We start from the raw sequence: 22,843 nt of genomic DNA, 5'->3' as shown, positions 1-22,843 counted from the left end.
AAGCCGCCACCCGCAAAGGAGTGACGGCGGTGCTTCCGCCTGAAAACGAATCGGTTTTAGGGGCGCTTCCGCCCTACAGAATCCGTTTGCCTGTCCGTTCGAGCATTTCCCCAAGTAGGCTCACCGGAAGGCCGACTACATTAAAGTAATCCCCGTCGATACGTTCGACGAGCGCGGCGCCTACGTTCTGAATCGCGTAAGCTCCCGCCTTGTCCATGCTTTCGCCCTTGGCGATATAGCTGCGGATCTGAGACGGCGAAAGGGGCCGGAACTTGACGTCGGTCACGCTGTAGCCGACAATCCGCAGGACGCCTTCTTCGGGGGCCCGGCTGATGCGGAAAGCGCCCCGCCCGAAGCTTGTTTCCCCGCCGTCGGCCCCATCCGGGACGGAAGCGGCGGAACCGCTGTCCGAAAGCAGCGCGACGCCGCTGTACACTTCGTGCGTCCGGCCCTGCAGCAGGCTGAGCATCCGGAACGCGTCCTCTTCGTCCGCGGGCTTGCCCAGCACCACGCCGCCCAGCACGACAATCGTGTCCGCGCCGAGAACGATGCTTCGCTCCTTTTCCCCTTGCGGCAGCAGCCGGCGGACCGTGTCCGCCTTGCGTTCGGCAAGCGTCCTCACAATATCGGCCGGGGCCATGCCCGGCGCGGTGGTTTCATCCGCGTCGCTCGCGCGGATTTCGTAAGCCAGTCCGAGCGAGCGGACCAGCTCCCGGCGGCGCGGCGAAGACGACGCCAGGATCAAGCGGTCGGGTTCATTCATCCCCAAGCCTCCCGGTCAGATTTTGCGGTAGATCCAGAACGCCGCCGCCATGCAGGCAATGCACAGCAGATTGAACCGGATCGTCAGATTAATGTCGTATTTCAGCACATGAAAGTCGCCCTGCGGGTGCCAGTTGATCTGCGCCGCTTTGGTGAGAAACGCGATTCCGCTCACCGAGGACAGCAGCTCCGTCAGGATAAGTCCCGTCATCAGGCCCAAAACAAGAAAAAGCACCAGTACGGCATTCGTTTTTTTCATCGTTCCCCCGCGTCCCGCAAATATGCAAAAACAGGTTTCAGCCGATAAGGCAGTCCCATTCATTATAATTCGGAAACGGCTGCCTGACAACGGACGCGAATTGGCCTCCGCGAGGCAATCATGATACAATTAGTCATTATTTTCAGCCCGCCGCAAACGAACCGGGACGGTTTCCCGGACGTCGCCTCACGGCGCGCTGGTCAGGAGGTCCCATGAACGAGAGCACCCGCTTCGGTATCATCGACATCGGCTCCAACTCCGTCCGCCTGGTTGTCTACGAGGACGTTGGAGACGGCATGCACCGGATTGTCGAGGAAAGCAAAAAAACGATCCGGCTGATCAAAAAGGTAGCCCCGGACGGCCGCCTTCCGCTCGCCGATCTGACGGTTCTCACCGATACGCTGAACCTTTTTGCAAGCATATGCCAATCCTACCGCGTCAGCTTTATCCGGGCGGTGGCCACGGCGGCGATCCGCAACGCGGCCAACTCGGAGGAAATCGCGGCGTTCGTCGAAACCAAAACCGGCATCCGGGTCGAAATCGCCAGCGACCTGGACGAGGCGCGGTACGGGTTTCTCGGCGCGATGAATTCGCTCCGCGAGCCCGACGGATTCCTGATCGACATCGGCGGCGGTAGCACCGAGATCACGCTGTTCCGCGACCGGAAAATCGAGCGGAGCGTCTCGTTTCCGTTTGGTGCGGTCAACACGGCGGCCCGTTACGCGCCTTCCGGCACGGCGGACAAGGAAGCCGCGGAGCGGATTGCGGAAATGGTGCGGGAGTCGCTCGACGGGGAGCCCTGGATCGCGGAATACCCCGGCTTCCCGCTCATCGGCATGGGCGGAACGGTCCGCACCCTCGCCAAGCTTGTCCAGCGCCGGACCCGCTATTCTCTGCCGATCACCCATAATTTCCGCATGGACCGCGAAACGGTGGCCGATACCGTCGGCTATCTGGCTGACCTGGGCCAGGAGGAGCGGGCCAAGCTGGACGGGCTGGCATCCGACCGGGTGGACATCATTGTGCCGGGAGCGCTGATCCTGCAAGCCGTCCTGGAACGGGTGCGCCCGCCCCGGTTTGTCGTCAGCGGCTCGGGACTTCGCGAAGGCGTCTATTACCAGACCGTCATGCCGGACAATCCCCTCGTGGAGAACGTGCTGGACCACGGCATTAACGCCCTGCTCCGCCAGTCGGCGTTTTCTCCGCCTACCCACAGCGTGCATGTGAACCGGCTGGCGCTCAAGCTGTTCGACGGGCTGCAGGACATCTGCGGGCTGAATCCCGAATACCGGGTCTGCCTGCACGCCGCTTCGCTGCTGTACCGGATCGGAACGGTCGTCAGCTTCTATACGTTTCCGGCGCATACCTATTATTTGATGACCCACTCGCGCCTGAACGGGCTGTCGCACCGTGAAATCGCCGTGGCCGCGCTGATCGCCTCCCACACGGGCAAGAAAAAAACCCGGAAGGCTTATGAAGCCCACCGGGATTTGCTGAACGAGGACGACCTGAACGCCGCCATCGCCCTCGGCACGCTGCTCCAGCTTGCCGTCGCCCTGGACGCCGGGCACCGCCAGGCGGTCCGCGATTTAAACGTGCGCATCAGCCGGACCGGCTCGCCCGAAATCGTGCTGGCGGCCGCGGAAACGACGGTTCCCGAGCTTGCGGAAGCCGGGGAGCTTGCCAAGGACTTCAGGAAGATTTGGGGCTTTCCCCTTCGCCTTCTTCCGGAACCTTCCACAAGCTGATCGCTGCCGCTTCAAACTGGCTGCGGAACGGCTTGTCTTCCGTCTCGGGACGGAGGTACAGGCCGTTCTGCTGCAAGATCCGGGCCTTCACATTGTCCTTCATGTGCAGATTCAGGATGCGGACGATCGTGTCGCGGATTTCCGGCTGGCGCACCGGGTACATCACCTCGACCCGCCGGGTGAGGTTTCGCGTCATCCAGTCCGCGCTGGACAGCCACGCCTCCGATTCCCCTCCGTTCTCGAAGTAAAACAGCCGCGAATGCTCCAGATACCGGTCCACAATGCTGCGCACCGTGATCGTTTCGCTCAGCCCCGGAACGCCCGGCCGCAAGCAGCAAACGCCCCGCACGATCAGATCGATGCGTACGCCCGCCTGCGAAGCGGCGTACAGGTCGTCAATCACTTCCTGGTTCGACAGCGAGTTCATCTTGGCGATGATCCGCGCCGGTTTCCCTTGAAGCGCATTTTCGGCTTCCCGGCGGATCAGCCGCGACAGCGAGCCGCTCATGTATTTGGGCGCCGCCACCAGCGATTTCAGCCCCGTCGTTTCCGAATACCCCGTGATTTCATTGAACAGCGTCGACACGTCTTCCCCGATCTCGGCGACGGAAGTGAACAAACCGACATCCGTATACAGCCGGGCCGTGTTTTCGTTATAATTCCCCGTCCCGACATGAATGTACCGCTTCAGGCCCTTTTCCTCCTGCCGGACGACCTGGGTCAGCTTGGCGTGGGTTTTGAGCCCCACCAGCCCGTAAACGACGTGGCAGCCCGCCTTCTCCAGCCGTTTGGCCCAGGCGATGTTCCGTTCTTCGTCGAACCGGGCCTTGAGCTCCAGCGCGACGGTAACCTGCTTGCCCTCCTCCGCCGCCCGCTCAAGCGCGCGGACAAGAAGCGAGTTGCCGCTGACCCGGTACAGCGTGATTTTGATAGCCAGCACCCGGGGGTCCTCGGCCGCCTCAAGGATGAAATCATTGACCGCATCAAACGACTCGTAAGGGTGATAAAGCAGTACGTCCCGCTTCCCGAGCACGGAGAACATGCTTTCATCGTCGGGAAATTCGCGCGGATACACGGCCGGCGCCTCCGGGTACTTCAGCGAGGTCAGATCCTTCAGCTGGTCCCCGAGCTTCATCAGTCCGCCGAGGTCCATGGGACCGTCGATTTCGAAGATCGAATCCGGTATTTCAAACTCCTCGATCAGATGCTCCAGCGCGAACGGATGGATGTTCTTCTCCACCTCCAGCCGGACGGGCGCGCCCCAGCGGCGCTTGCGCAGCTCCTTTTCGATTTCCTCCAGAAGATCCTCGGCCCCCTCCTCGTCCAGCGTCAGGTCGGAATTCCGGGTCAGGCGGAAGCCGTCCACCGAAACTGGGGAATACCCCCGAAACAGCGTCTCGATGTGCCGTTTGATCAGGTCTTCCATAAAAATAAAATCGCGTTTCCGGCTTTTCGTGCGGGAAGGCACCGGAACGAGGCGCGACAGATTCGTCGGCACGCGCACAATGGCAAAATGCAGCTGGTCGCCGGCCTCTTCGCCTTTTTTGGCCAGCACGACCGCCAGGTACAGCGCCAGGCTGTTCACCAGCGGAAAAGGCCGGGCCTGATCGATGGCCATCGGGGTCAGCACCGGATAGACGATGTCGTGAAAATATTCGTCCATCGCGTTTGCCTGGGTGGCCGTCAGCTCCGAGTAGGACAAAATCCGGATGCCCGCTTTGGCCAGCTGACGGGTCACCTCGCGGTACGTGCGGTATTGGTCCGCCACCATGGCGGCGGTTCGTTTCATAATCCGTTTGATCAGGCCCGTCGGCGTGTAGCCGGTAAAATCCTTTTTGTTGTAGCCCGTTTTCTGCTGGTCCCGGAGTCCCGCAACGCGCACGCTCATGAACTCGTCCAGATTGGACGAGACGATGGCGAGAAACTTCGTCTTCTCCAGTAGCGGCGTCGTCGGGTCCTGCGCTTCCTCAAGGACGCGGCGGTTAAATTCGATCCAGCTTAAATCGCGGTTCAAGTAGTTGGACAAGATAGGACGCTTCTCCGCTTTCGTCACCTGGTTATCCCCCACAGAGTTATATTTCAAGGCTTCGGTACCATGTCTGCTTCTATTGTGGCATAACAATGTTAAGACTGTATTAAATTTTATGCATTGCCGCAACACCGCACTTGGCGGGCGGCGAATCCCGTCCGGCGGCGGGCCGGAACAGGCGTGCGGCCCTGCGGCTTTTGCTTTCTTTTCCCGCAAAAATATGAAACAATGGGAGAAACGTTCCCGCATGCAAAGGAGGCTTTTTAACGTGTCCACACTTACCGAAGCCATTATCCTGGCTGCCCGCAGCCACGAAGGACAAACGGACAAAGGCGGCAATCCGTACGTGTTTCACCCGCTGCGCATGATGCTGCGGACCGGCACCGAGAAGGAACAAATGGTCGCCGTTCTGCACGACACGGTGGAAAACACTCCGCTTACCCTGGAGGATCTGCGGAAGAGCGGGTTTTCCGAAGAGGTTATCGCGGCAGTGGAAGCCATGACCCGGCGCAAAAAGGAATCCTATGAAGACTTCATTGTTCGCATTCAGCAAAACGCCCTCGCCCGGCGGATAAAAATCTTTGACCTTCAAGACAACATGGCCTCGCTCCGCTTCCGCAAGCCCACGGATAAAACGCAGGCGCGGCTGGACAAATACAGCCGCGCGCTCGACACGCTGCTGGCGGGCGCGGCTCCTGTTTCCGCCGCGGAGCCGGCGGAAGAACCCGCGGCGAGCGCGGGCGGCTCAGACGGCGAGCCGGAGCCGGATCTGACGGGCGGCGAACCGGCGCAGACGGAAGCTCCGCAGCCCGCCGGGGCCGAGCCGCAGACAGCGGAAAGCGCGCCGCCCGCCAAGCCGGCCCGCAAGCGGACGAAGCGCGCCGCCGCGAAGGAAGCGGAGCCGGCTGCCGCACAAGAGCCGGCGGAAGAGACTGCGGCCAGGCCGAAGCGGACGCGGAGCGCGCGCAAGCTGGCTGAGCAGGAGCCGGCCGCCGCGCAAGAGCCGGCGGAAGAGACTGCGGCCAGGCCGAAACGGACGCGGAGCGCGCGCAAGCCGGCCGCGCTGGAGCCGGTTGCGGACGGGCAGAGCGAAGCCTGAGCGCGGACGCGGCAGAGGGCTGAAGCCGCTTCAGGCGGCCGGGCCCCGCTGCGCGAGGCTGGCGTTGTTTCGTAGCCGCCGCACGGCATTATTATTTGCTTCTTACTGAAACAACCCCGATCTCCGGCATTTGAAACCGGAATCGGGGTTGTTTTTATGCTTCGCTTAGGAGGCGGACAAACTCCGGTAAAGCTCCTGCTGGGCCAGCAGGCCTTGAAGCAAATTGGTCTGCGCCTGCCAGAGCAGCGGAGCGGACGGCTGCTTGGCGAACGCCTCCAGCGATTTCTCCGCCGTATCCACAGCGTTCCGCAGCTGCCGCAATGCAGCGGCTCCTTTATCCGGCGCGGCGGAAGCTACGGCCGCGGCCGTCTTGCTCCATTCCCCGTATGCGGCTTGCAGGGAGCTCAGGCTTTCCCCCTGCAGCGGAGTCGGGTGGTCCTCCTCCAGGTGAACAAGCGTCAGTCCGGCTATCATCCGGATCACTTGATCCGTCCGGGACACAAAAGCTTCGAGCGGAGCGGTGTCTCCGCTCCACTCGATCCGGGTGACCGCGGGGAACGCAAACTCCTTCGCGTAGGTTTCAAAGCCCGCGGCTTTCAGCCGCTCCTCCAGCGGGCGGATGCCTTCGCGGTCGGAGGCGATGCCGGCGTAAACGGAGTAAAAATCGCCGGATTCGGTCGCCGACGCGTAACCCTTCGCATCCAGCGCCTCCGCGGCCGCCCCGGCGGTATCCGAGCTGCTGAATTTGCCGTTCTGGAGCAGCGTAAAGCGCTGCTCCGGGAGACGGACCGCAGCCAGCTTCGCCGCACCGGCGCCTCCCCCGGCATTCGCGGCGGCGGCCCCGCCGGCCGCGTCCCCCGCGAGCGCCGTGGGAACGGCGGATTCGGATACGTCCTGTGAAGCCGCGCCCGGAAACAACCCGAGCACATAGTAGCCCAGCAGAACGCCGGTAATGATAGCGCCCGCCAAAGCGCCCCCGATCTTTAACCACGCCCGATGCCGGCGTTTCATGCTTTCCACGACGCGGTAGCCGCTCAATGCTTCCTCGTCCAATGCCGGGAATTCAGGCCGGCCGCCCGGTTCCTCATAATAGCCTTCAGCGCCGGGCCGGACTCCCGTTCCTCCGTTCCCGGAATGCGGATAATCACGGTAATCCCGGTACAGCGGATAATCCGGCTCCCGGGCCCGGTAACGGGAGCCCGGCCAATCGGCCTCCTCCCCATAGCCGGTTTTTTCCCGGAGCCGGGGAGACGCGGGCTGCCTGCCGTCCTCCTCGCGCCGCACCGGCTGCCGGTACCCGTCCCATTCGCCGGGCCGGCGGCTGTCGGCGGACGGCCGCCGGTCAAACCGTTTGGTATCCCCGTACTCATCCGGGTGTCCTTGCAAACCTTCCGCCGAATGCGGTCTGGCGGATGAGCGCCGCAGCTCCTGCCCATCCGAAAAACGGTCTTCCGCGTAGGAAGGGTAGCGGCCTGTCCGCTCCATTCGCTCCATGCGGTCCGTCCATTCCGCATGCTCCGGCCGGTCTCTCCATTCCGTACGGTCCGCCGGTTCTTCCCCGTAACGGAGCTCGCCCCGCCTTCCCCGATCATTTTGGCGTGCAGGCGGGGAATCCTCCCCCCGGATCAGCTGCTCGATCCGCCTGGCTTCCGCAGCGTCCGGATTCGTCTCGTCCCACAATCCGGCTTCCCCTTCCAGCGGAAAGCGGACATGCCCCGTGTCGTCCGGCAGGCTTGCCTCGCGCTCGAACAGGGAAACCACCTTTCCGCCCCGGCCGTCTCCGCGAAATTCACCCTCCCGCGCCGTCCCGGTCCGGTAATCCCCCCGGTAAAAGCTTTCGTACAGCTCCTCTTCCTCGGTGTATACCGGCCGCTCGTATGCCGCACCGGCCTCTTTGCGCTGCCAGCGCTCATCTTCCCGTTCCGCCCGGTACGGAGCTTCCCCGCTCCATTCGCCGTGCTCCCGGCCGTTTCCGCCCTCGGAAGGAAGCCCACGGCCGCCGCCGATGTCCTCCGTCCGTTTTCCGTCCCGATCAAAACGATAGGTCAGCCGCGCCTTGTTCATGTCCGCTTCGCTCCCTTGTCTCATATAGAATCATTTATATGAAACAAGCAGGACGGATATGAAAGATTTATTTTTGCAAGAGTGGCGCGAACGTTTCCCACGTTTTTCCCGCATCCTCGGTATACCGGTATTCATCCGGTTTGGCCGCGATCAGCAGTTCCGTCCCGCTGAAGCAAAAAAATGCGCCGGTCAGCTCTTCTTCGCGGATGTCGAGCTTTTGGTAGGTTTCGCCGCCGTCTCCCGTCAGGTGAAGCTGCTCCAGCCCCATTTCCTCGTTCTGGGAAAAAGCGAGCCAGACGTTCGTCCGGAACATGATGATGCCCTGCCTCGACGGGCTCCCCCCCGGAGAAGAGTGCTCACGGCCGGCCAGTTCCTCCGGCAGGCGGATGTCGTCCCGCCACGTTGCTCCACCATCCTCTGTCCGGTAGCGAAGCTGAACATTTTCCCAAAACGTTGTCAGATAGCCTTCTTTCCCGTTCTCGAAATACAGGAGCGCATACAGAACCGGCTCCGGCGTCTCCACCGGCGTCCAGTCCTTTCCCCCGTTTACGGTCCGGTAAAGGCCATTTACGCTGCTTACGAGTGCTTCATTCGCCGTAAATAAAATAATCTGATGGACGGAGCCGGGAAGCCGCCCTTCAATCGGCGTCCAGGTGTTGCCGCCGTTATCCGTCCGGTAAAGGCTGTCTCCGTTTGCCAGCCAACCGTGAAGCGGGTCCCGAAAGGTAAGCTGGCTTTGCTTCGCCGGAAAAGTGCCGGGAAGCTTCTCTTTCATCTTTTTCCAGCTGCGGCCGGCGTTATAGGAGCGATACAGCTCTCCCTTTGCATTGGCGATCCACATATCCTTTTTGGAGCCGAAGTAATAGGGACGGTCGGTCAGAAAGCTCCCGTAGGAATCGGCTTTCTCGTCCATCAGCCCCTCGGGCGTCACATCCCGAAAATGCCGGGCCGAGTCATCCGAACGAACAGCCGCCCTTCCCTGTCGTAAGCAAATAGCGCGTTTCCCTTCATTTCAATAAAATTCAATTCCTTGGACAAGGGAACGCTTTCCGGTTTGGAGCAGGCGGCCAAAAGCAAAAGCGGGAGTGTCAGAAGCATCAGCGCCAGTAAAGCACGGCCGGGTTTGCGCAGCATCGGGTCATATTCCTTTCGCTTCAAAGAATAGGTGCCGTACAAAAGTTCAGCCCTATTCTACCATGCCGGGACTGCGCCGCGCCTTCTTTTTCGCAGCAAAAAAGGCTTTTCCCCGTCGGACCTCCGTCCGGGAAAAAGCCTTTCCGTTACGCCGCGCAGGGCCGCCCTCCGCTTCCCCGCGCCGCCTTACGCCCGCTCCCGCAGCGACCTGGCGAGGCCGTCGGCCGCCTTCCAGATGTCACCCGCGCCCATCGTCAGCACAAGATCGCCGGAGCGCACATGGGCTTTCAGGTAGTCGAGCACTTCTTCTTTGGTCGCCATATGCTTCACATTGGGGTTGCTGTTCTGGCGGATCAGCTCCACCAGCCTGGCCGAAGTGACGCCTTCGATCTGTTTTTCCCCCGCGGGGCTGTAGATGTCGGTGATGATCACCTCGTCCGCCTCGGAGAACGCCTTGCTGAACTGCTCGAACAGGAAAAAGGTCCGGGTGTAGCGCTGCGGCTGGAAGACCGCGACAATGCGTTTGCCCGTCGCCTTGGCCGCCGTAATGGTTGCCTGAATCTCCGTCGGGTGATGGGCGTAATCGTCGATGACGAGAATGCCGTCCGTGTCGCCCAGCACCTGGAACCGCCGCTTCGCCCCCCGGAACTCGACGATGGCGTCGGCTACCTGCCGGAACGAAAGACCGGCTTCCAGGCAGACGATCAGGGTCGCCAGGGCGTTGTAAACGTTATGTTTTCCCGGAACCGAAAGCGTGATGGTCCCGAGCGGTTGATCCTTATGCCGCACCTGGAAGGATACCTTCCGGTCTCCGAGCTTCAGGTCGTAGGCGCGGTACTCCGCTTCGTTTTCGATGCCGAAGGTGATCGAAGTGGGCCGCAGATTCGGCAGGATGTCCGGCAAATAGACATCGTCCGCGCACAAAACAGCCTTGCCGTCCGGGCGCACCTGCGCGAGGAAGGTCGCGTAAGCCTGGCGGAGCTTCCCGAAGTCGCCTTCATAGTGCTCCAGATGGTCCGCCTCAATATTGTTGACCACAGCGATGTACGGATGGTACTGAAGGAAAGAGCCGTCGCTTTCATCCGCCTCGGCGATGACGAAGTCGCCTTTTCCGGCTTTGGCGTTGCTGCCGAGGTTCATCACCTCGCCGCCGATGATGTAGGTCGGGTCCAGCCCGCAGCTTTCCAGCACCAAAGCGATCATCGAGGAGGTGGTCGTTTTGCCGTGCGCCCCGGCAATGGCGACGCCCTTGCGCTCGTTCATCAGCCGGGCCAGCATCTGGGAGCGGTGCAGCACCGGAATGTTCCATTCCTGCGCCTGGCGTTTCTCCACGTTGTCGTCCGAGAGGGCCGTAGAATAAACGACCAGGTCCGCGCCGCGCACGTTTGAGGCTTCGTGGCCGATGAACACCTGCGCGCCTTTGGCCGCCAGCTTTTCCGTCAGCTCCTGCTGGACGAGATCGGAGCCCGACACCCGGTACCCCATCTCCAGCATAACCTTGGCGATGGCGCTCATGCCGTAACCGCCGATCCCGATAAAATGGACATGTTGCGTATTGTTCAATTGGTTCACCAACCTTTTTGTGATTCGGACCGGTTCAGTACCCAGGAGCGCACGTCGGAGATCAGGTACAGCGTGCCCGCCACCAGGGCGAGATCCTCTTCCGTCGTACCGGCCGTCAACCTGTCAAGCGCCTTTTTCCAATCCGGCTCCACCGCAAGCGCCGGCCGCCGGCTTTCGCCCTCCAGCAGCTCCTCCGCCCGGGCGGCAAGCTCCGCCGCGCTCAACTTCTTGTCGTAGTCGGGCTCGGTTACAATGACTTCGTCCGCAAGAGGCAGCAAATGCCGCAAAAAGCCTTTGTGGTCCTTTCCCTTGATCATGCCGACCATTACCTTCAGCTTCCGGTACCGGTATGTTTCCCGAAGAGCGGCGGAAAGCGCCTCCCCGCCCTCGGGGTTATGCGCCCCGTCAATCAGAAGGCGCGGCCGTTCGGTCAGAAGCTCCAGCCGCCCCGGCCATTTGGCCGAGGCGAAGGCGCGGGCCAGCTCTTCGGGCTCCAGACGGATCGCGGCGTACTGGCGGAGAACCTCCAGCGCCATGAGCGCCGCCGAGGCGTTCTTCAATTGGTGCTCCCCGGACAGCCCCACCTCAAGGGATGGGTACTCCCGGAACGGGCCGAGAAAATCGAAGATTTGCCCGCGCTCGCGGACTTCCCCGCGCCGGTACCGGTAATTGCGGTTCAGCAGGTAAAGCGTGGACCGGGAGGCGCGGCAGGCCGCCTCGATCTCGGCCACGGCCTCCGGCTGCTCCGCTCCGCTCACCACCGGAACGCCGGGCTTGACGATGCCCGCCTTTTCCCGGGCGATCTCGGCAACGGTCGAACCGATGATGTCCATGTGGTCATGCCCGATGTTGGTGATCACCGAAACGACCGGCGTCACGATATTGGTGCAGTCCCGTTTGCCGCCGAGCCCCGCCTCCCAAACCACAAAGTCGGGGAACGCGACCGTAGCATAGTAAAGAATGGCAATGGTCGTGACGATCTCGAACATGGTCGGCGCGCCGAGCCCGGTCGCTTCGATTTCCTCGACGACCGGCTTCAGCCGGTTGGTCAGCCGAAGCAGCTCCTCCTCGGGGATGTCCTGCCCGTTGAACTGCAGCCGGTTCGTAAACTTCTCCAGGTAGGGGGAAGTAAACGTGCCCACGTCATACCCCGACGCAAGCAGTGCCTCCGTCAAAAAAGCGCAGGTGGAGCCTTTGCCGTTTGTTCCCGCGACGTGAATAAACCGGAGACGGCGCTCCGGATGATCCAGCAGCTCCATCATCCGTTCCATCCGCTCCAGCCCTTGCCGGATGCCGTGAAGAGGCACCCGCGCGAGGATCCAGTCGACCGCTTCGCCGTATGTTTTCAGGGAAGACGGGGACGGGGAAGCGGGCGTTTGCCCGCTCCCGGTCTTGTCCGCCGTCTCCTGCAAGCTCCGTATCATTTCAGGTCGCATCCTTTTTTATATATATGAACCATCCGCTTAAATTGTCTCTTCTCTTCCTGCCGCTTGCAGCACCCGAAACCCGGGATCAGGCTTGCAGCTCCTGAAGGCGGGCCGCCACTTTGGCGCGCTTCTCGGCGTAATCCGCCATCTTGGCCTTTTCCTCTTCGATGACCTTGGCGGGCGCCTTGGCGACGAAGCCGGGATTGCCGAGCTTCTTCTCGATGCGTTCCACTTCCCCGTTCAGCGTCTGCAGCTCCTTCGCCAGCCGCGCGGTTTCCTGCGCGATGTCGATCAGGCCCGCCAGCGGCAGGAACAGCTCCGCTCCGGTGATGACCGCGGTCATCGCCTTGTCGGGCGCCGCAAGCGCCGTGCCGATTTCCAGCAGGTTCGTGCCGCAGAAGCGGCGGAGGTACTCTTCGTTGCGGGTCAGAATCGCTTCGGTTTCCGCATCCGCCGGCTTCACCAGCAGGTCGACCTTCTTGCTCATCGGCACGTTGACTTCCGCGCGGATGTTGCGAACCGCGCGGATCGCGTCCATCAGCAGGTTCATTTCCCGGACCGCCTCCGGCGCTTCCAGCTCTTCGGAGCGGACCGGCCAAGGCGCGAGGGAGATCGTTTCCCCTTCATGCGGCAGGTGCTGCCAGATTTCTTCCGTCAGGAACGGCATGAACGGATGCAAGAGCCGCAGCGTCCGGTCCAGCGTATACGCCAGCACGGAGCGGGTAACGGCTTTGGCTTCCTCGTCCTGGCCGTAAAGCGCCAGCTTGCTGAATTCGATATACCAGTCGCACAGGTCATCCCAAATGAAATTATACAGAACGCGCCCGGTTTCGCCAAATTCGTAAGCTTCCGCCAGGCGGGTCACTTCGCCGGCCGTTTCGTTCAGCCGGTGCAGAATCCAGCGGTCGGCCGTTCCGAGCTTGCCGCTCACGCGCACGTCCTCCGCCTTCAGGTCGCCGAGGTTCATCCGCACAAACCGCGACGCGTTCCAAATCTTGTTGGCGAAGTTGCGCGCCTGCTCGACCCGCTCGAAGTGGAACCGCAGGTCCTGGCCGGGGGTGCTCCCGGTCGAGATCATGTAACGCAGCGCATCGGTTCCGTACTTGTCGATCACCTCCAGGGGATCGACGCCGTTGCCGAACGACTTGGACATTTTGCGCCCGTCGGCCGCGCGCACCAGGCCGTGAATCAGCACGTCGTCAAACGGCTTTTGGCCGGTAAATTCGAGCGCGGTAAAGATCATCCGGGCCACCCAGAAGAAAATGATGTCGTAGCTCGTAACGAGAACGTCGACCGGGTAGTAGCGCTTGAGGTCTTCCGTGTCCTCCGGCCAGCCGAGCGTGGAGAACGGCCACAGCCCGGAGCTGAACCAGGTGTCCAGCACGTCCTCGTCCTGCGTCAGATTGGCGCTTCCGCATTTGGAGCAGGCCGTCACATCCGCGCGGGAAACATGGACCTCGCCGCAATCGGCGCAGTACCAGGCCGGAATCCGGTGGCCCCACCAGAGCTGGCGGGAAATGCACCAGTCGCGGATGTTTTCGATCCAGTTCAGGTAGATCTTCTCGAAGCGGTCCGGCACAAACCGCACGCCGTCGTCCGATTTCTGCGCCGCGATGGCGGCGTCGGCAAGCGGCTGCATGCGGACGAACCACTGCGTCGACAGGTACGGCTCGACAACCGCGCCGGTCCGTTCGCTGTGGCCGACCTGATGGACGTGCTCCTCGATCCGTTCCAGCACGCCCGCTTCCTTCAGATCCTGCACGAGGCGCTTGCGGCATTCAAAGCGGTCCAGGCCCTGATACACGCCGGCGTTCGCGTTCATGGTGCCGGTTTCGTCCATGACGAGAATTTGCTCCAGGCTGTGGCGCGCGCCGACCTCAAAGTCGTTCGGGTCGTGCGCGGGGGTGATTTTGACGGCGCCGCTGCCGAACTCCTTGTCGACGTATTCGTCGGCCACCACCGGAATTTCCCGGCCGACCACCGGCAGAACCAGCGTTTTGCCGATCATGCCGGCGTAGCGTTCGTCCTTCGGATGAACCGCCACCGCCGTATCGCCAAGCATCGTCTCCGGCCGCGTCGTGGCGACCGTCACATAACCGCTGCCGTCCTTCAGCGGATAACGGAGGTGATAAAGCGCGCCCTGAACTTCCTTGTATTCGACTTCGATATCAGAAAGCGCGGTGCGGGCCTGCGGGTCCCAATTGATGATCCGTTTGCCGCGGTAGATCAAGCCTTTCTCGTAAAGCCGGACGAACACTTCCCGCACGGCTTTGGAGAGCCCTTCATCCATCGTAAAACGCTCGCGCGAATAATCGAGCGACAGGCCGAGCTTGGCCCACTGCTCGCGGATGGTCCCGGCGTAGGTTTCCTTCCACTCCCATACCTGCTCCAGAAACTTCTCCCGGCCCAGGTCGTAACGGGATACGCCTTGCTCCCGCAGCTTCGCTTCGACTCTTGCCTGCGTGGCGATCCCGGCATGGTCCATGCCCGGCAGCCACAAGGCGTCATAGCCCTGCATCCGTTTGATGCGGATGATGATGTCCTGAAGCGTCAGGTCCATCGCATGGCCGATGTGCAGCATCCCCGTGACGTTCGGGGGCGGAATGACAATGGTAAAAGGCTCCGCGTCCTTGCGCTGGCCGGCCTTGTAGTAGCCGCCTTTCCGCCAATAGCCCTCCCATTTGGCCTCGGCCTGTTTCGGGTCGTACGTCGTCGGCATTTCGGCCGAAACGGTTTCGTTCGTTTCTTTTTGTTTGTCGTCCATCGTTAATGCGCCTCCTTCATTCCTTTGCGGGCTACCCCCATGCCGCTTCCATAAAGCTGCGGCCAACAAAAAAAGCCCCGTCCTGAAAAAGGACGAAAGGCTTGTGCTTCCGTGGTACCACCTTCATTCCGGCCCACTTGCGGGCGCGGCACTCGAATGCAGGTAACGGCTGCTTCCGGCGGATCTTCCGGTCGAACGCCTTGTGCGGTTCATTCCGGTTCCGCAGCTCCGGGGCGACCTTCGGCAGCCTGCGACCCGCGGACCTTCCAGCGCTAACCGGTCCGCTCTCTGAAGGGGCGTCTGCCTACTCTTCCCTTTCCCAGCTGTTGGGGGTGTTTTTGCTCCCTTTATCATATCGGGAAACGTTCCCCGAGTCAATCGGCGGCGGACGAAACCGGCATATCCGGGCCTGTCCGGCGCATATGCTGATGATGGACATTCCCGGCCTGCGGCCCTCCGCCGTTTGCGGAGCCGGGGAAAGCAACGTGCTTCCGACAGTGAGGTGAAGACGTGGAAAAATGGTGGTGGAAGGTCCGGCTCAGCATCAAAAGCGCCTTGTTCCCGCTGATCTGCATCCAGTTTGTGCGGACCCTGATCCTCCCGAATCCGCTGGACGTGGCGCTATTGTTTGTGCTTTTTCTCGGGTACCTGGGGTTCCTTTTTGAAGTGTACTGAACCCGCGCCTGCGGCAAAAAACCGCTTCGCCCTCCCGTCGCCGGGATTCGGAGCGGTTTTTTGCTTGCGCCCGGCGGCAGGTGCCGCATCAGGCGGGCGGAATGTACAGAATCTGGCCTTCGCCCACGCTCTGCCCCGACAAGCGGTTGTACAGGGCGATCTCGCGCGCATTAATCCGGTAGCGCTCCGCAATCGAGTCCATGGTATCGTCCTTCTGCACAATGCAGATGCGCAGCTTTTTGAAGCCGTTGGTCTCTTTGTCGCGGAAAAACAGCTTTTTCCATTCGAGCGTCTCGGTCTGCGGCTTGTCTTTCGGCTCAGCCTCGGCGGACTCGGTCCGTTCCTCCGGTTCGTTGCGCACCAGAGAATGCAGATGGGCAAACGCCGCCGCTTCGCCCCCCTGGGCCGAGAAGGAAACAATCGGCTCGCGGGCGGCCGGCGCTTGCGCTTTCTCCTGCGCCTCTTCCGCTTCTTCGGACGGTTCATCCGGGGCCGCAAACAGTCCGAGTCCCGTATCCTCCGCTTCCTCGCGTTCGGCTTCGCTGCGGGCGTCCGCGGGCTCGTCTTCCTCCTCCGCTTGAGCAGCCCAGCCCAAGCCGGACTCGTCCTCCGGCTCCCGGTAAAACGCCGCAGGCTCCTGCGCTTCGCTCCGGACCGGCGCGAAGCCGCTTTGTCCGGACGCCGGGAAAGCCCCCCAAAGCTCGTCTTCCTCCTCAACCTGCTCCAGCTCCGGAGCCAGGGCCGACACGACCGCTTCCGTCTGTTCCGCGTATACCGCGTCGTCCGTTTCCTCCGCTTGCAGCTCCTCCGGCTGGTCCGCATACGCGGTTCTCCATTCCTGAACGACAACCGCTTCCTCTTCCGGCTCCTCCGCCAACGCCGGTTCAAGCGGCTGGTCCGCCGCAAGGGCGCCAAGGCCGTGCAGGGATAACACGCCGGACACATTGAGGCTGCGGCTGGAAAGCGCGTCGATGTCGAACTGGTCGATCTCGACGCGCACGTCGTCCAGACTGCCGATGCGGTTCAGCGGCATGGTGATTTCCACGGGAATCAAATACTCCAGGGCTTGCCCGGCTTCTCCGCTTTCCCCCCGGTAAGTGCCCGTCAGCCAGAGATTGCCCTTTACGACCGCACAGTCCGCCTCTTCCACCACCTGGATATGAGGCGTCAGCTCCGCTTCTTCCAGTTCTTGAATGCCGTCCAGACCGTCCGGCAGATGTACCCGTTCGTAAATATCAAATCGCAGCCCGGAACCTCGTTCCGTCATCCGTCCATCCTCCCTCCCGTATTTCGCGAACGCTTCCTTATCCAGTATATGGACTCCCGGGAGGGAGCATGCCAACTATTTCGGGCCGGGGGTCCCGCTGTCCAGCGCCCCGAGCCAGCTTGCAAAATCGGCGGGAAGAGGGGCTTCGGCCTCCACCGTCAGGCCTGTCCACGGATGCGGAAAAGCAAGCCGTTCGCCATGCAGCGCCTGACGGGCGAAAATGAGACGGGGCGCGGAAGCCCCCGCGCGGCCGGCGGTCGGTGCCAGGCTGTCCGCGGACGCTTCCTGCCGGCCTCCGTACAGCGCATCGCCTGCCAGCGGATGGCCGAGGTGGCTCAGATGGACGCGAATCTGGTGCGTCCGTCCCGTTTCGAGCCGCAGGCGGACCAGCGTGTATCCGCGGTACCGCTCCAGCGTCTCGTAATGCGTGACGGCCGGCTCTCCGCCCGGGCTGACGCGGCGGCGCGACGCGTGGTGGCGGTCCCGGCCGATGGGCGCGTCAATCGTGCCCTGCCGCCGGGCGGTGCAGCCTTCCACCAGCGCCAAATACGTGCGCCCGATTTCCTTGCGGCGCATCCGCTCGTCCAGGAGCAGGTGGGCAAACTCGTTTTTGGCGTACAGCACCGGCCCCGTGGTGTCCTCGTCCAGCCGGTGGATGTGGCGCACGCGGCACGGCTGGCCCGTGAGCGTGAAATAACCGGCCAGCCGGCCCGCAAGCGTGCCCGTCTGGCCCGGACGGGACGGATGCACCGCCATGCCGGCGGGCTTGTTCGCCACGAGGCAGAAGTCGTCCTCGTACAAAAGCTCCGGCTCGTCCCACTCCGGCTCGAACTGCGGCTCGTCCGAAGCGGGAAACAGCCGGAGCGACAGCCGCCCGCCGCGCAGCCGGAGTCCCTCCGCCGCCTTCAGACGGCGGAGATAGCTTTCCGGCAGGCCGAACCCGCGCAGCCAGCTCTCGGGCTCCAGGCCCGGGGGAAGCTCCGTTTCCCACCATTCGCCTTTTCGGCTTCCCGACGGGCTCATTTGCTCCGCGCCCCTTTCCAGACCAGGAGCAGAAGGGCGAGGCCGAAGATTCCCATCACCAGGAGAAGATCAAGCGGGACGCCAAACAGGTTGTATTTTCCCATGCGGATGCTCCTTCCGTTGCCTTACAGCGCGAGAAGCGCCCGCCGGTTCGCCTCGATCGTCGCTTCGATGTCTTCGTCGCTGTGCGCGGCCGACACAAACATGCCTTCAAACTGGGACGGGGCGACGCAAACGCCCTGGTCCAGCAGATGCCCGAAATAACGGACGAACCGGTCGAGGTTCGAAGCCCGCGCCGTTTCGTAATTGATGACCGGGCCTTCCGTGAAGAACGGGCACACCATCGAGCCGACCCGGTTGATCGTTACCGGCACGCCCGCTTCGGCGGCGTTTTGGCGGAAGCCGGCTTCCAGCCGTGCGGCCGAGCGCTCCAGCCGGTCGTAAACCTCCGGCGTGAGCAGGCTCAGCGTGGCGAAGCCGGCCGCCATGGCGAGCGGGTTGCCGGAAAGCGTCCCGGCCTGGTAAATCGGGCCGCTCGGGGCTATCTGCTCCAGCAGCTCGCGCCGCCCGCCGTATGCGCCCACGGGCAGACCGCCGCCGATGACCTTACCGAAGGTGGTCAAGTCCGGCGTCACGCCGAACCGCTCCTGCGCGCAGCCGTAGCCGACGCGGAAGCCGGTCATCACCTCGTCGAAAATCAGAATCGCGCCGTACTGCCTCGTCAGCTCGCGCAGGCCTTCCAGAAAGCCGGGCTGCGGCGGAACGACGCCCATGTTCCCGGCGACCGGCTCGACAATCACGCCGGCCAGCTCTTCCCCGAACTTCTCGAACACAAGACGGGCCGATTCCAGGTCGTTGTACGGCACCGTGAGCGTGTTGGCGGCGACGCTTTCCGGAACGCCCGGGCTGTCGGGAAGCCCCAGGGTCGCGACGCCGGAGCCCGCCTTGATCAGAAGGGAATCGGCATGGCCGTGGTAGCTGCCTTCAAACTTGAGAATCTTGCCGCGCCCGGTCACGCCCCGGGCCAGCCGGATGGCGCTCATCGTCGCTTCCGTTCCGCTGTTGACCATCCGCACGATGTCCACGGAGGGCACCCGCTCGCAGACGAGCCGGGCCATCGCCGTTTCCAGCTCGGTCGGGGCGCCGAAGCTGGTCCCCTTTTCCGCCGTGCGTTTGATCGCCTCCACTACTTCCGGATGCGCATGGCCGAGAATGAGCGGCCCCCACGAGCAGATATAATCGATAAACGTATTTCCGTCGATGTCATATATCCGGCTTCCGGCCGCCCGCTCGACAAACACGGGCGTGAGGCCGACCGACTTGAACGCCCGTACGGGGCTGTTCACCCCTCCGGGTATGTACTGCTTCGCCTCAACAAACGCGGCGCGGGACTTGTCGTCTTTTCTTTTGCGTTCCGTTTCCATCACTACTGCCGCCTCTCTGTTTGGTCTGAACCCGCCGGCGCCCGTCTCAGGAGCCGCTGGGCGACGCGTTCCGCTTTTTTAACCCGAGCACGGCGTCCTCCGCCGCTTCCCTGCCCTGCCGGACGCAATCGGGAACGCCGACGCCGTGAAACGCCGCGCCCGTGATCAGGACGCCGGGCATGGCCGCTCCAAGCTCGCGGCGCGCCTGCTCGACCGTTTCCAAATGGCCGACCGGGTAATTCGGCATCGACCGGTAGAGCCGGGTGATTTCGCAAAAGAGCGGCTCTGCTTGGATGCCAAGCAGCTCCCGCACTTCTTCCTTCACCTTGGCGGCGATTTCTTCATCCGTCAGCTTCACCCATTCTTCATCCCCGGAGCGCCCCACGTAGCAGCGGATCAAAATTTTCCCTTCGGGGGCGGTATGCTCCCACTTTTGCGACGTCCAGGTGCAGGCGGTAATAAACCGGCCTTCCTTGCGGGAAATGACGAACCCGGCTCCATCGAAGGTCAGGTCCGCTTCTTTTTCGTCATAAGCGAGCGCCACGTTCGCCACCGAAACATACGGCAGCTCCGAAAGCTTGGCCAGCGCCGGCAGGTGGGGCAAGAGGCCGGGGTATTCGTACGACGGCAGAGCCACGATCACCGCATCGGCGCGGAGAGAATCGCCCCGGTCGAGGTGTACGCGGTACCCGCCTTCCTCCCGGTCTTTCTCGATGCGCACGGCCGCCGTGCCGAAAAGCACCTCCCCGCCGGCTTCCGTCAGCTGACGCTCCAGCTCCCCGATGACCGTCGACAGCCCCTCCCCGTAGGACAAAAAGGCGCTGCTCCGCGCCGCTTCGGGCGAATTCTGAAAAGAAACCGGGCGGTTTTTCTGGCTTTCCTGCATGCCTTGAATGACACTGCCGTACTGGCGCTCGGCGTCCCGGAACTGGGGAAAGGTCGCAGCCAGGCTGAGCTTATACAGGTCCCCGGCGTAAATGCCGGCTAGCAGCGGCTCCGCCACGCTCTCCACCAGTTCGGCGCCAAGCCGCCTCTCGAGGAATCCGCCGAGCGATTCGTCGGCGTCGGTCTCCGCACGGGGAAGCGTCAGGTCCTCCAGCGCACGGGTTTTGCCCGCCGGTGAAACGAGTCCCGTCTCCATGAACGCGGGAAGGTCGGTGGGAATCCCCAGCACCATCCCGGATGGGGCCGGATGCAAGCGTCCCCGGTGCAGAAAATACGATTTGCGGCCTTTTTGGCCCTGCGGCACCAGCTTCCCCTCCAGACCGAGGTCGCGGCTCAGCTCCAGCATCGGCAGCTTGCGCGAAAGAAAGGAGTCGGCTCCTTTTTCAATCACGAAGCCTTCGCGGTTCAGCGTGTGGATCCGGCCGCCCAGCCGTTCGCTTTTTTCCAGCACCGTTATGGATACCGGCAGCTCCGCTTCCGCCGCAAAGCGGGAGGCGTAAAACGCGGCGGTCAGCCCCGTGATGCCGCCGCCCAGCACGACAATCCGGTTATCGCGGTTACGTTCCACTGTGCAACCCTTCCTTTCGTTCCTCCGGGGCGCGGCTCAGCTCGGCCAGAACGGCTTCCTTCAGCGTCCCGATATAAAGGGGATCGGTATTCAGCGACTCCGTCCGCATCAGGCGGAGCCCCAGACGCCCCGCTTCCCGCCGGCATTCGATGTCCACATCGTAAAGAATTTCCAAATGATCCGACACAAAGCCGATCGGGCAAACGAGAACGTTCTCCGTGCCGCTTTCCGCGAGCTGCGCAAGCACGTCCAGAATGTCCGGGCCGAGCCAGGGCACCGCCGTGCGGCCGGCGCTCTGCCAGGCAAACGACCAGTTGGCGACGCCTGACCGCTCTGCGATCTCCCGGGCGGTCTCCAGCAGCTGATCCGGGTACGGATCGCCGCTTTCCAGTATCGACGCCGGCAGGCTGTGCGCCGTGAAAAGCACACGGACGTTGTCCTTCGCGACGCCTTCACCGGCGAAATCCTCCAGCCGGCGGGAAACGCGGGACGCAAAAGCTTCCAGCAGCAGCGGGTGCAGGTGGTAGCTCAGCACAAACCGGATCGGCAGCCCAAGCTCCTCCGCTTTCTCCCGCGCCTGGCGGACATACCCACCGACGCTCATGGAGGAATAATGGGGCGCCAGCACAATGCCGACCGCCTCCTCCACCCCCGCTTCCTTCAGCGCCGCCACTCCGTCCGGCACGTAGGGGCTGGCGTGCTTCAGGCCCTGGCGGCAGATGTACTCCGCGCCGCCGCCCGTTTCGTTAAGCGCCCGCTCCAGCGCGGCGACCTGGGCGTTTGTGTTTTCGCGCAGCGGGAACACCCCGCCTACGATCGCTTCGTAGCGGCCGACCAGCTCCGCCAGCTGCTCGGGCGTCGGCGGATGGCCCCGGCGGATGTGGGTGTAATAGTCCGCGATGCCGTCCATGCTGGCGGGCGTTCCGTAAGACATGACCAAAACTCCGATGCGTTTGCCGCTCATCCGTTAACCTCCGCTTTCCGGCGCTCCGCGCCCGCTTCTTGGGCGAGCGCGCTCCGGGAATAGTCGTGCACGAAATCCGTCAATTCCTTCAGCTTTCCAAGGTCCGCCTGCGGGAATAAGCCGTGCCCGAGATTGAAAATAAAGCCCGGCTCCCGGATGCCTTCGTCGATCAGGGCGCCGGCCCTTTCGCGGACCAGCTCCATGGGGGCGGTGAGCAGATACGGGTCCAGGTTGCCCTGCACCGCATAAGCGCCTCCGGTACGGCGCCGGCCCTCCGTCAGGGAAACCCGCCAGTCAAGGCCGATCACATCCGCCTGAATGCCCGCCAAATGCGGGAGCAGCTCCCCGGAGCTGACCCCGGGAAAATAAATTTTCGGCTGCGGAAGACCGGACAGCTCGGCAAAAATGCGTTCCACCGTCGGCCGCACATAATGGCGGAAATCCTGCGGGCTCAGAGCGCCGACCCAGCTGTCGAACAGCTGCACGGCTTTGGCTCCCGACGCAATATGCGCTTTCAAATAAGCGATTGCCATGTCTCCCAGTTTGTCCATCAGCGAAAACCAGACCTCGGGCGCGCCGTACATCATTTCTTTGGTACGCAGGTACTGCTTGGAAGGCTTGCCTTCGATCAGATAGCTGGCGATGGTAAAAGGCGCGCCGGCAAAGGAAATCAGCGGCACCTCCAGCTCGCGGTCGAGGATTTCGATGGTCCGGAGGACATGCCCGAGATCGCCCTCCGCATCGATCGGCGTAAGCCGGGCGACATCCTGCGCGGAGCGGATCGGATTGTGCACCACCGGACCGACGTTCTTGACGATGTCAAAATCGATGCCGAGCGAAGCAACCGGATTCATAATATCGGAATATAAAATGGCGGCGTCCACGCCGAGCTTGCGCACCGGCATCAGGGTGACTTCCGCCGCAAGCTCGGGCTGGCGGCAAATTTCCAGCAGGCTGTACTTCTCCTTGATTTTCCGGTACTCGGGATCGTACCGGCCCGCTTGCCGCATGTACCAGACCGGAACGAAATCGGTCGTTTCCTTGCGGCAGGCCCTCAAAAACGTATCGTTATAGGCCACTTCGGTCTCCTGTTCCGCAGAACGGACGCGGCTTTCCCGCCCTTCCGGC

General features: G+C 62.6%; 18 protein-coding genes and 1 other annotated feature. Of the genes, 3 read left to right on the top strand and 15 right to left on the bottom strand.

Features of this window, described 5'->3' with window-relative positions; all coding sequences use genetic code 11:
• Positions 1–73: 73 nt before the first annotated feature.
• Together AC6I6H_RS08475 and AC6I6H_RS08470 are read right to left on the bottom strand one after the other, a co-directional pair.
• On the bottom strand, positions 74–763 hold the full coding sequence (locus tag AC6I6H_RS08475; protein WP_497953313.1) for a Maf family protein: 690 nt from the start codon (positions 761–763) through the stop codon (positions 74–76).
• A gap of 15 nt (positions 764–778) precedes the next feature.
• Complete coding sequence (locus AC6I6H_RS08470) at positions 779–1,021, bottom strand: DUF4321 domain-containing protein (RefSeq protein WP_497953312.1); 243 nt, start codon at positions 1,019–1,021, stop codon at positions 779–781.
• Between the two features lie 212 nt (positions 1,022–1,233).
• On the opposite strand from AC6I6H_RS08470, the gene AC6I6H_RS08465 reads away from it, so the two are divergent.
• Positions 1,234–2,769 carry a Ppx/GppA phosphatase family protein gene (locus tag AC6I6H_RS08465; protein ID WP_497953311.1) on the top strand — a complete coding sequence of 512 codons (1,536 nt, stop codon included), beginning with the start codon at positions 1,234–1,236 and terminating at the stop codon, positions 2,767–2,769.
• Here the strand turns inward: AC6I6H_RS08465 and ppk1 are convergent.
• Positions 2,714–4,822 carry a polyphosphate kinase 1 gene (gene ppk1 / locus AC6I6H_RS08460; protein ID WP_497953310.1) on the bottom strand — a complete coding sequence of 703 codons (2,109 nt, stop codon included), beginning with the start codon at positions 4,820–4,822 and terminating at the stop codon, positions 2,714–2,716. The genes AC6I6H_RS08465 and ppk1 overlap by 56 nt on opposite strands.
• Positions 4,823–5,066: 244 nt before the next feature.
• On the opposite strand from ppk1, the gene AC6I6H_RS08455 reads away from it, so the two are divergent.
• Positions 5,067–5,897 carry a hypothetical protein gene (locus tag AC6I6H_RS08455; RefSeq protein WP_497953309.1) on the top strand — a complete coding sequence of 277 codons (831 nt, stop codon included), beginning with the start codon at positions 5,067–5,069 and terminating at the stop codon, positions 5,895–5,897.
• Positions 5,898–6,062: 165 nt separating this feature from the next.
• Here AC6I6H_RS08455 and AC6I6H_RS08450 read toward each other — a convergent pair whose 3' ends face one another.
• From AC6I6H_RS08450 to AC6I6H_RS08425, 6 genes are all read right to left on the bottom strand, one after another.
• A complete protein-coding gene (locus AC6I6H_RS08450) occupies positions 6,063–7,961 on the bottom strand; it encodes a hypothetical protein (RefSeq protein WP_497953308.1) in 1,899 nt (632 codons plus the stop codon).
• Between the two features lie 67 nt (positions 7,962–8,028).
• Complete coding sequence (locus AC6I6H_RS08445; RefSeq protein WP_497953307.1) at positions 8,029–8,874, bottom strand: YCF48-related protein; 846 nt, start codon at positions 8,872–8,874, stop codon at positions 8,029–8,031.
• Between the two features lie 14 nt (positions 8,875–8,888).
• Entirely contained in the window at positions 8,889–9,095 is a 207-nt protein-coding gene (locus tag AC6I6H_RS08440; protein ID WP_497953306.1) for a hypothetical protein, read from the bottom strand.
• Between the two features lie 186 nt (positions 9,096–9,281).
• Entirely contained in the window at positions 9,282–10,658 is a 1,377-nt protein-coding gene (gene murC, locus AC6I6H_RS08435) for a UDP-N-acetylmuramate--L-alanine ligase (RefSeq protein ID WP_497953305.1), read from the bottom strand.
• A gap of 5 nt (positions 10,659–10,663) precedes the next feature.
• Positions 10,664–12,082: a bifunctional folylpolyglutamate synthase/dihydrofolate synthase gene (locus AC6I6H_RS08430; protein ID WP_497953304.1), complete on the bottom strand. Its 1,419-nt coding sequence runs from the start codon at positions 12,080–12,082 to the stop codon at positions 10,664–10,666.
• Between the two features lie 88 nt (positions 12,083–12,170).
• The gene (locus tag AC6I6H_RS08425) at positions 12,171–14,849 is read right to left on the bottom strand and encodes a valine--tRNA ligase (protein ID WP_497953303.1); all 2,679 of its coding nucleotides are present in this window, start codon (positions 14,847–14,849) and stop codon (positions 12,171–12,173) included.
• 85 nt (positions 14,850–14,934) lie between these two features.
• Positions 14,935–15,179, bottom strand: a binding site (T-box leader).
• Between the two features lie 180 nt (positions 15,180–15,359).
• On the opposite strand from AC6I6H_RS08425, the gene AC6I6H_RS08420 reads away from it, so the two are divergent.
• Positions 15,360–15,524, top strand: coding sequence for a YszA family small membrane protein (locus tag AC6I6H_RS08420; RefSeq protein WP_497953302.1), 165 nt, complete (start codon positions 15,360–15,362; stop codon positions 15,522–15,524).
• A gap of 88 nt (positions 15,525–15,612) precedes the next feature.
• Here AC6I6H_RS08420 and AC6I6H_RS08415 read toward each other — a convergent pair whose 3' ends face one another.
• The 6 genes from AC6I6H_RS08415 to hemE all read right to left on the bottom strand — a co-directional run bounded on the left by AC6I6H_RS08415 (position 15,613) and on the right by hemE (position 22,794).
• On the bottom strand, positions 15,613–16,791 hold the full coding sequence (locus tag AC6I6H_RS08415; RefSeq protein ID WP_497953301.1) for a LysM peptidoglycan-binding domain-containing protein: 1,179 nt from the start codon (positions 16,789–16,791) through the stop codon (positions 15,613–15,615).
• Between the two features lie 75 nt (positions 16,792–16,866).
• The gene (locus tag AC6I6H_RS08410; protein WP_497953300.1) at positions 16,867–17,814 is read right to left on the bottom strand and encodes an RluA family pseudouridine synthase; all 948 of its coding nucleotides are present in this window, start codon (positions 17,812–17,814) and stop codon (positions 16,867–16,869) included.
• A gap of 125 nt (positions 17,815–17,939) precedes the next feature.
• Positions 17,940–19,238: a glutamate-1-semialdehyde 2,1-aminomutase gene (hemL, locus tag AC6I6H_RS08405; protein ID WP_497953299.1), complete on the bottom strand. Its 1,299-nt coding sequence runs from the start codon at positions 19,236–19,238 to the stop codon at positions 17,940–17,942.
• A gap of 46 nt (positions 19,239–19,284) precedes the next feature.
• The gene (gene hemG / locus AC6I6H_RS08400) at positions 19,285–20,751 is read right to left on the bottom strand and encodes a protoporphyrinogen oxidase (RefSeq protein WP_497953298.1); all 1,467 of its coding nucleotides are present in this window, start codon (positions 20,749–20,751) and stop codon (positions 19,285–19,287) included.
• Complete coding sequence (hemH, locus tag AC6I6H_RS08395) at positions 20,741–21,715, bottom strand: ferrochelatase (RefSeq protein WP_497953297.1); 975 nt, start codon at positions 21,713–21,715, stop codon at positions 20,741–20,743. Before hemH ends, hemG begins: the two co-directional genes overlap by 11 nt.
• A complete protein-coding gene (gene hemE / locus AC6I6H_RS08390; protein ID WP_497953296.1) occupies positions 21,712–22,794 on the bottom strand; it encodes a uroporphyrinogen decarboxylase in 1,083 nt (360 codons plus the stop codon). Before hemE ends, hemH begins: the two co-directional genes overlap by 4 nt.
• Positions 22,795–22,843: the final 49 nt, after the last annotated feature.

This window comes from Gorillibacterium sp. sgz306347, assembly GCF_059735245.1.
Note: the sequence above shows the minus strand (reverse complement) of the source record. Positions and strands in the feature narration are given on the sequence as shown.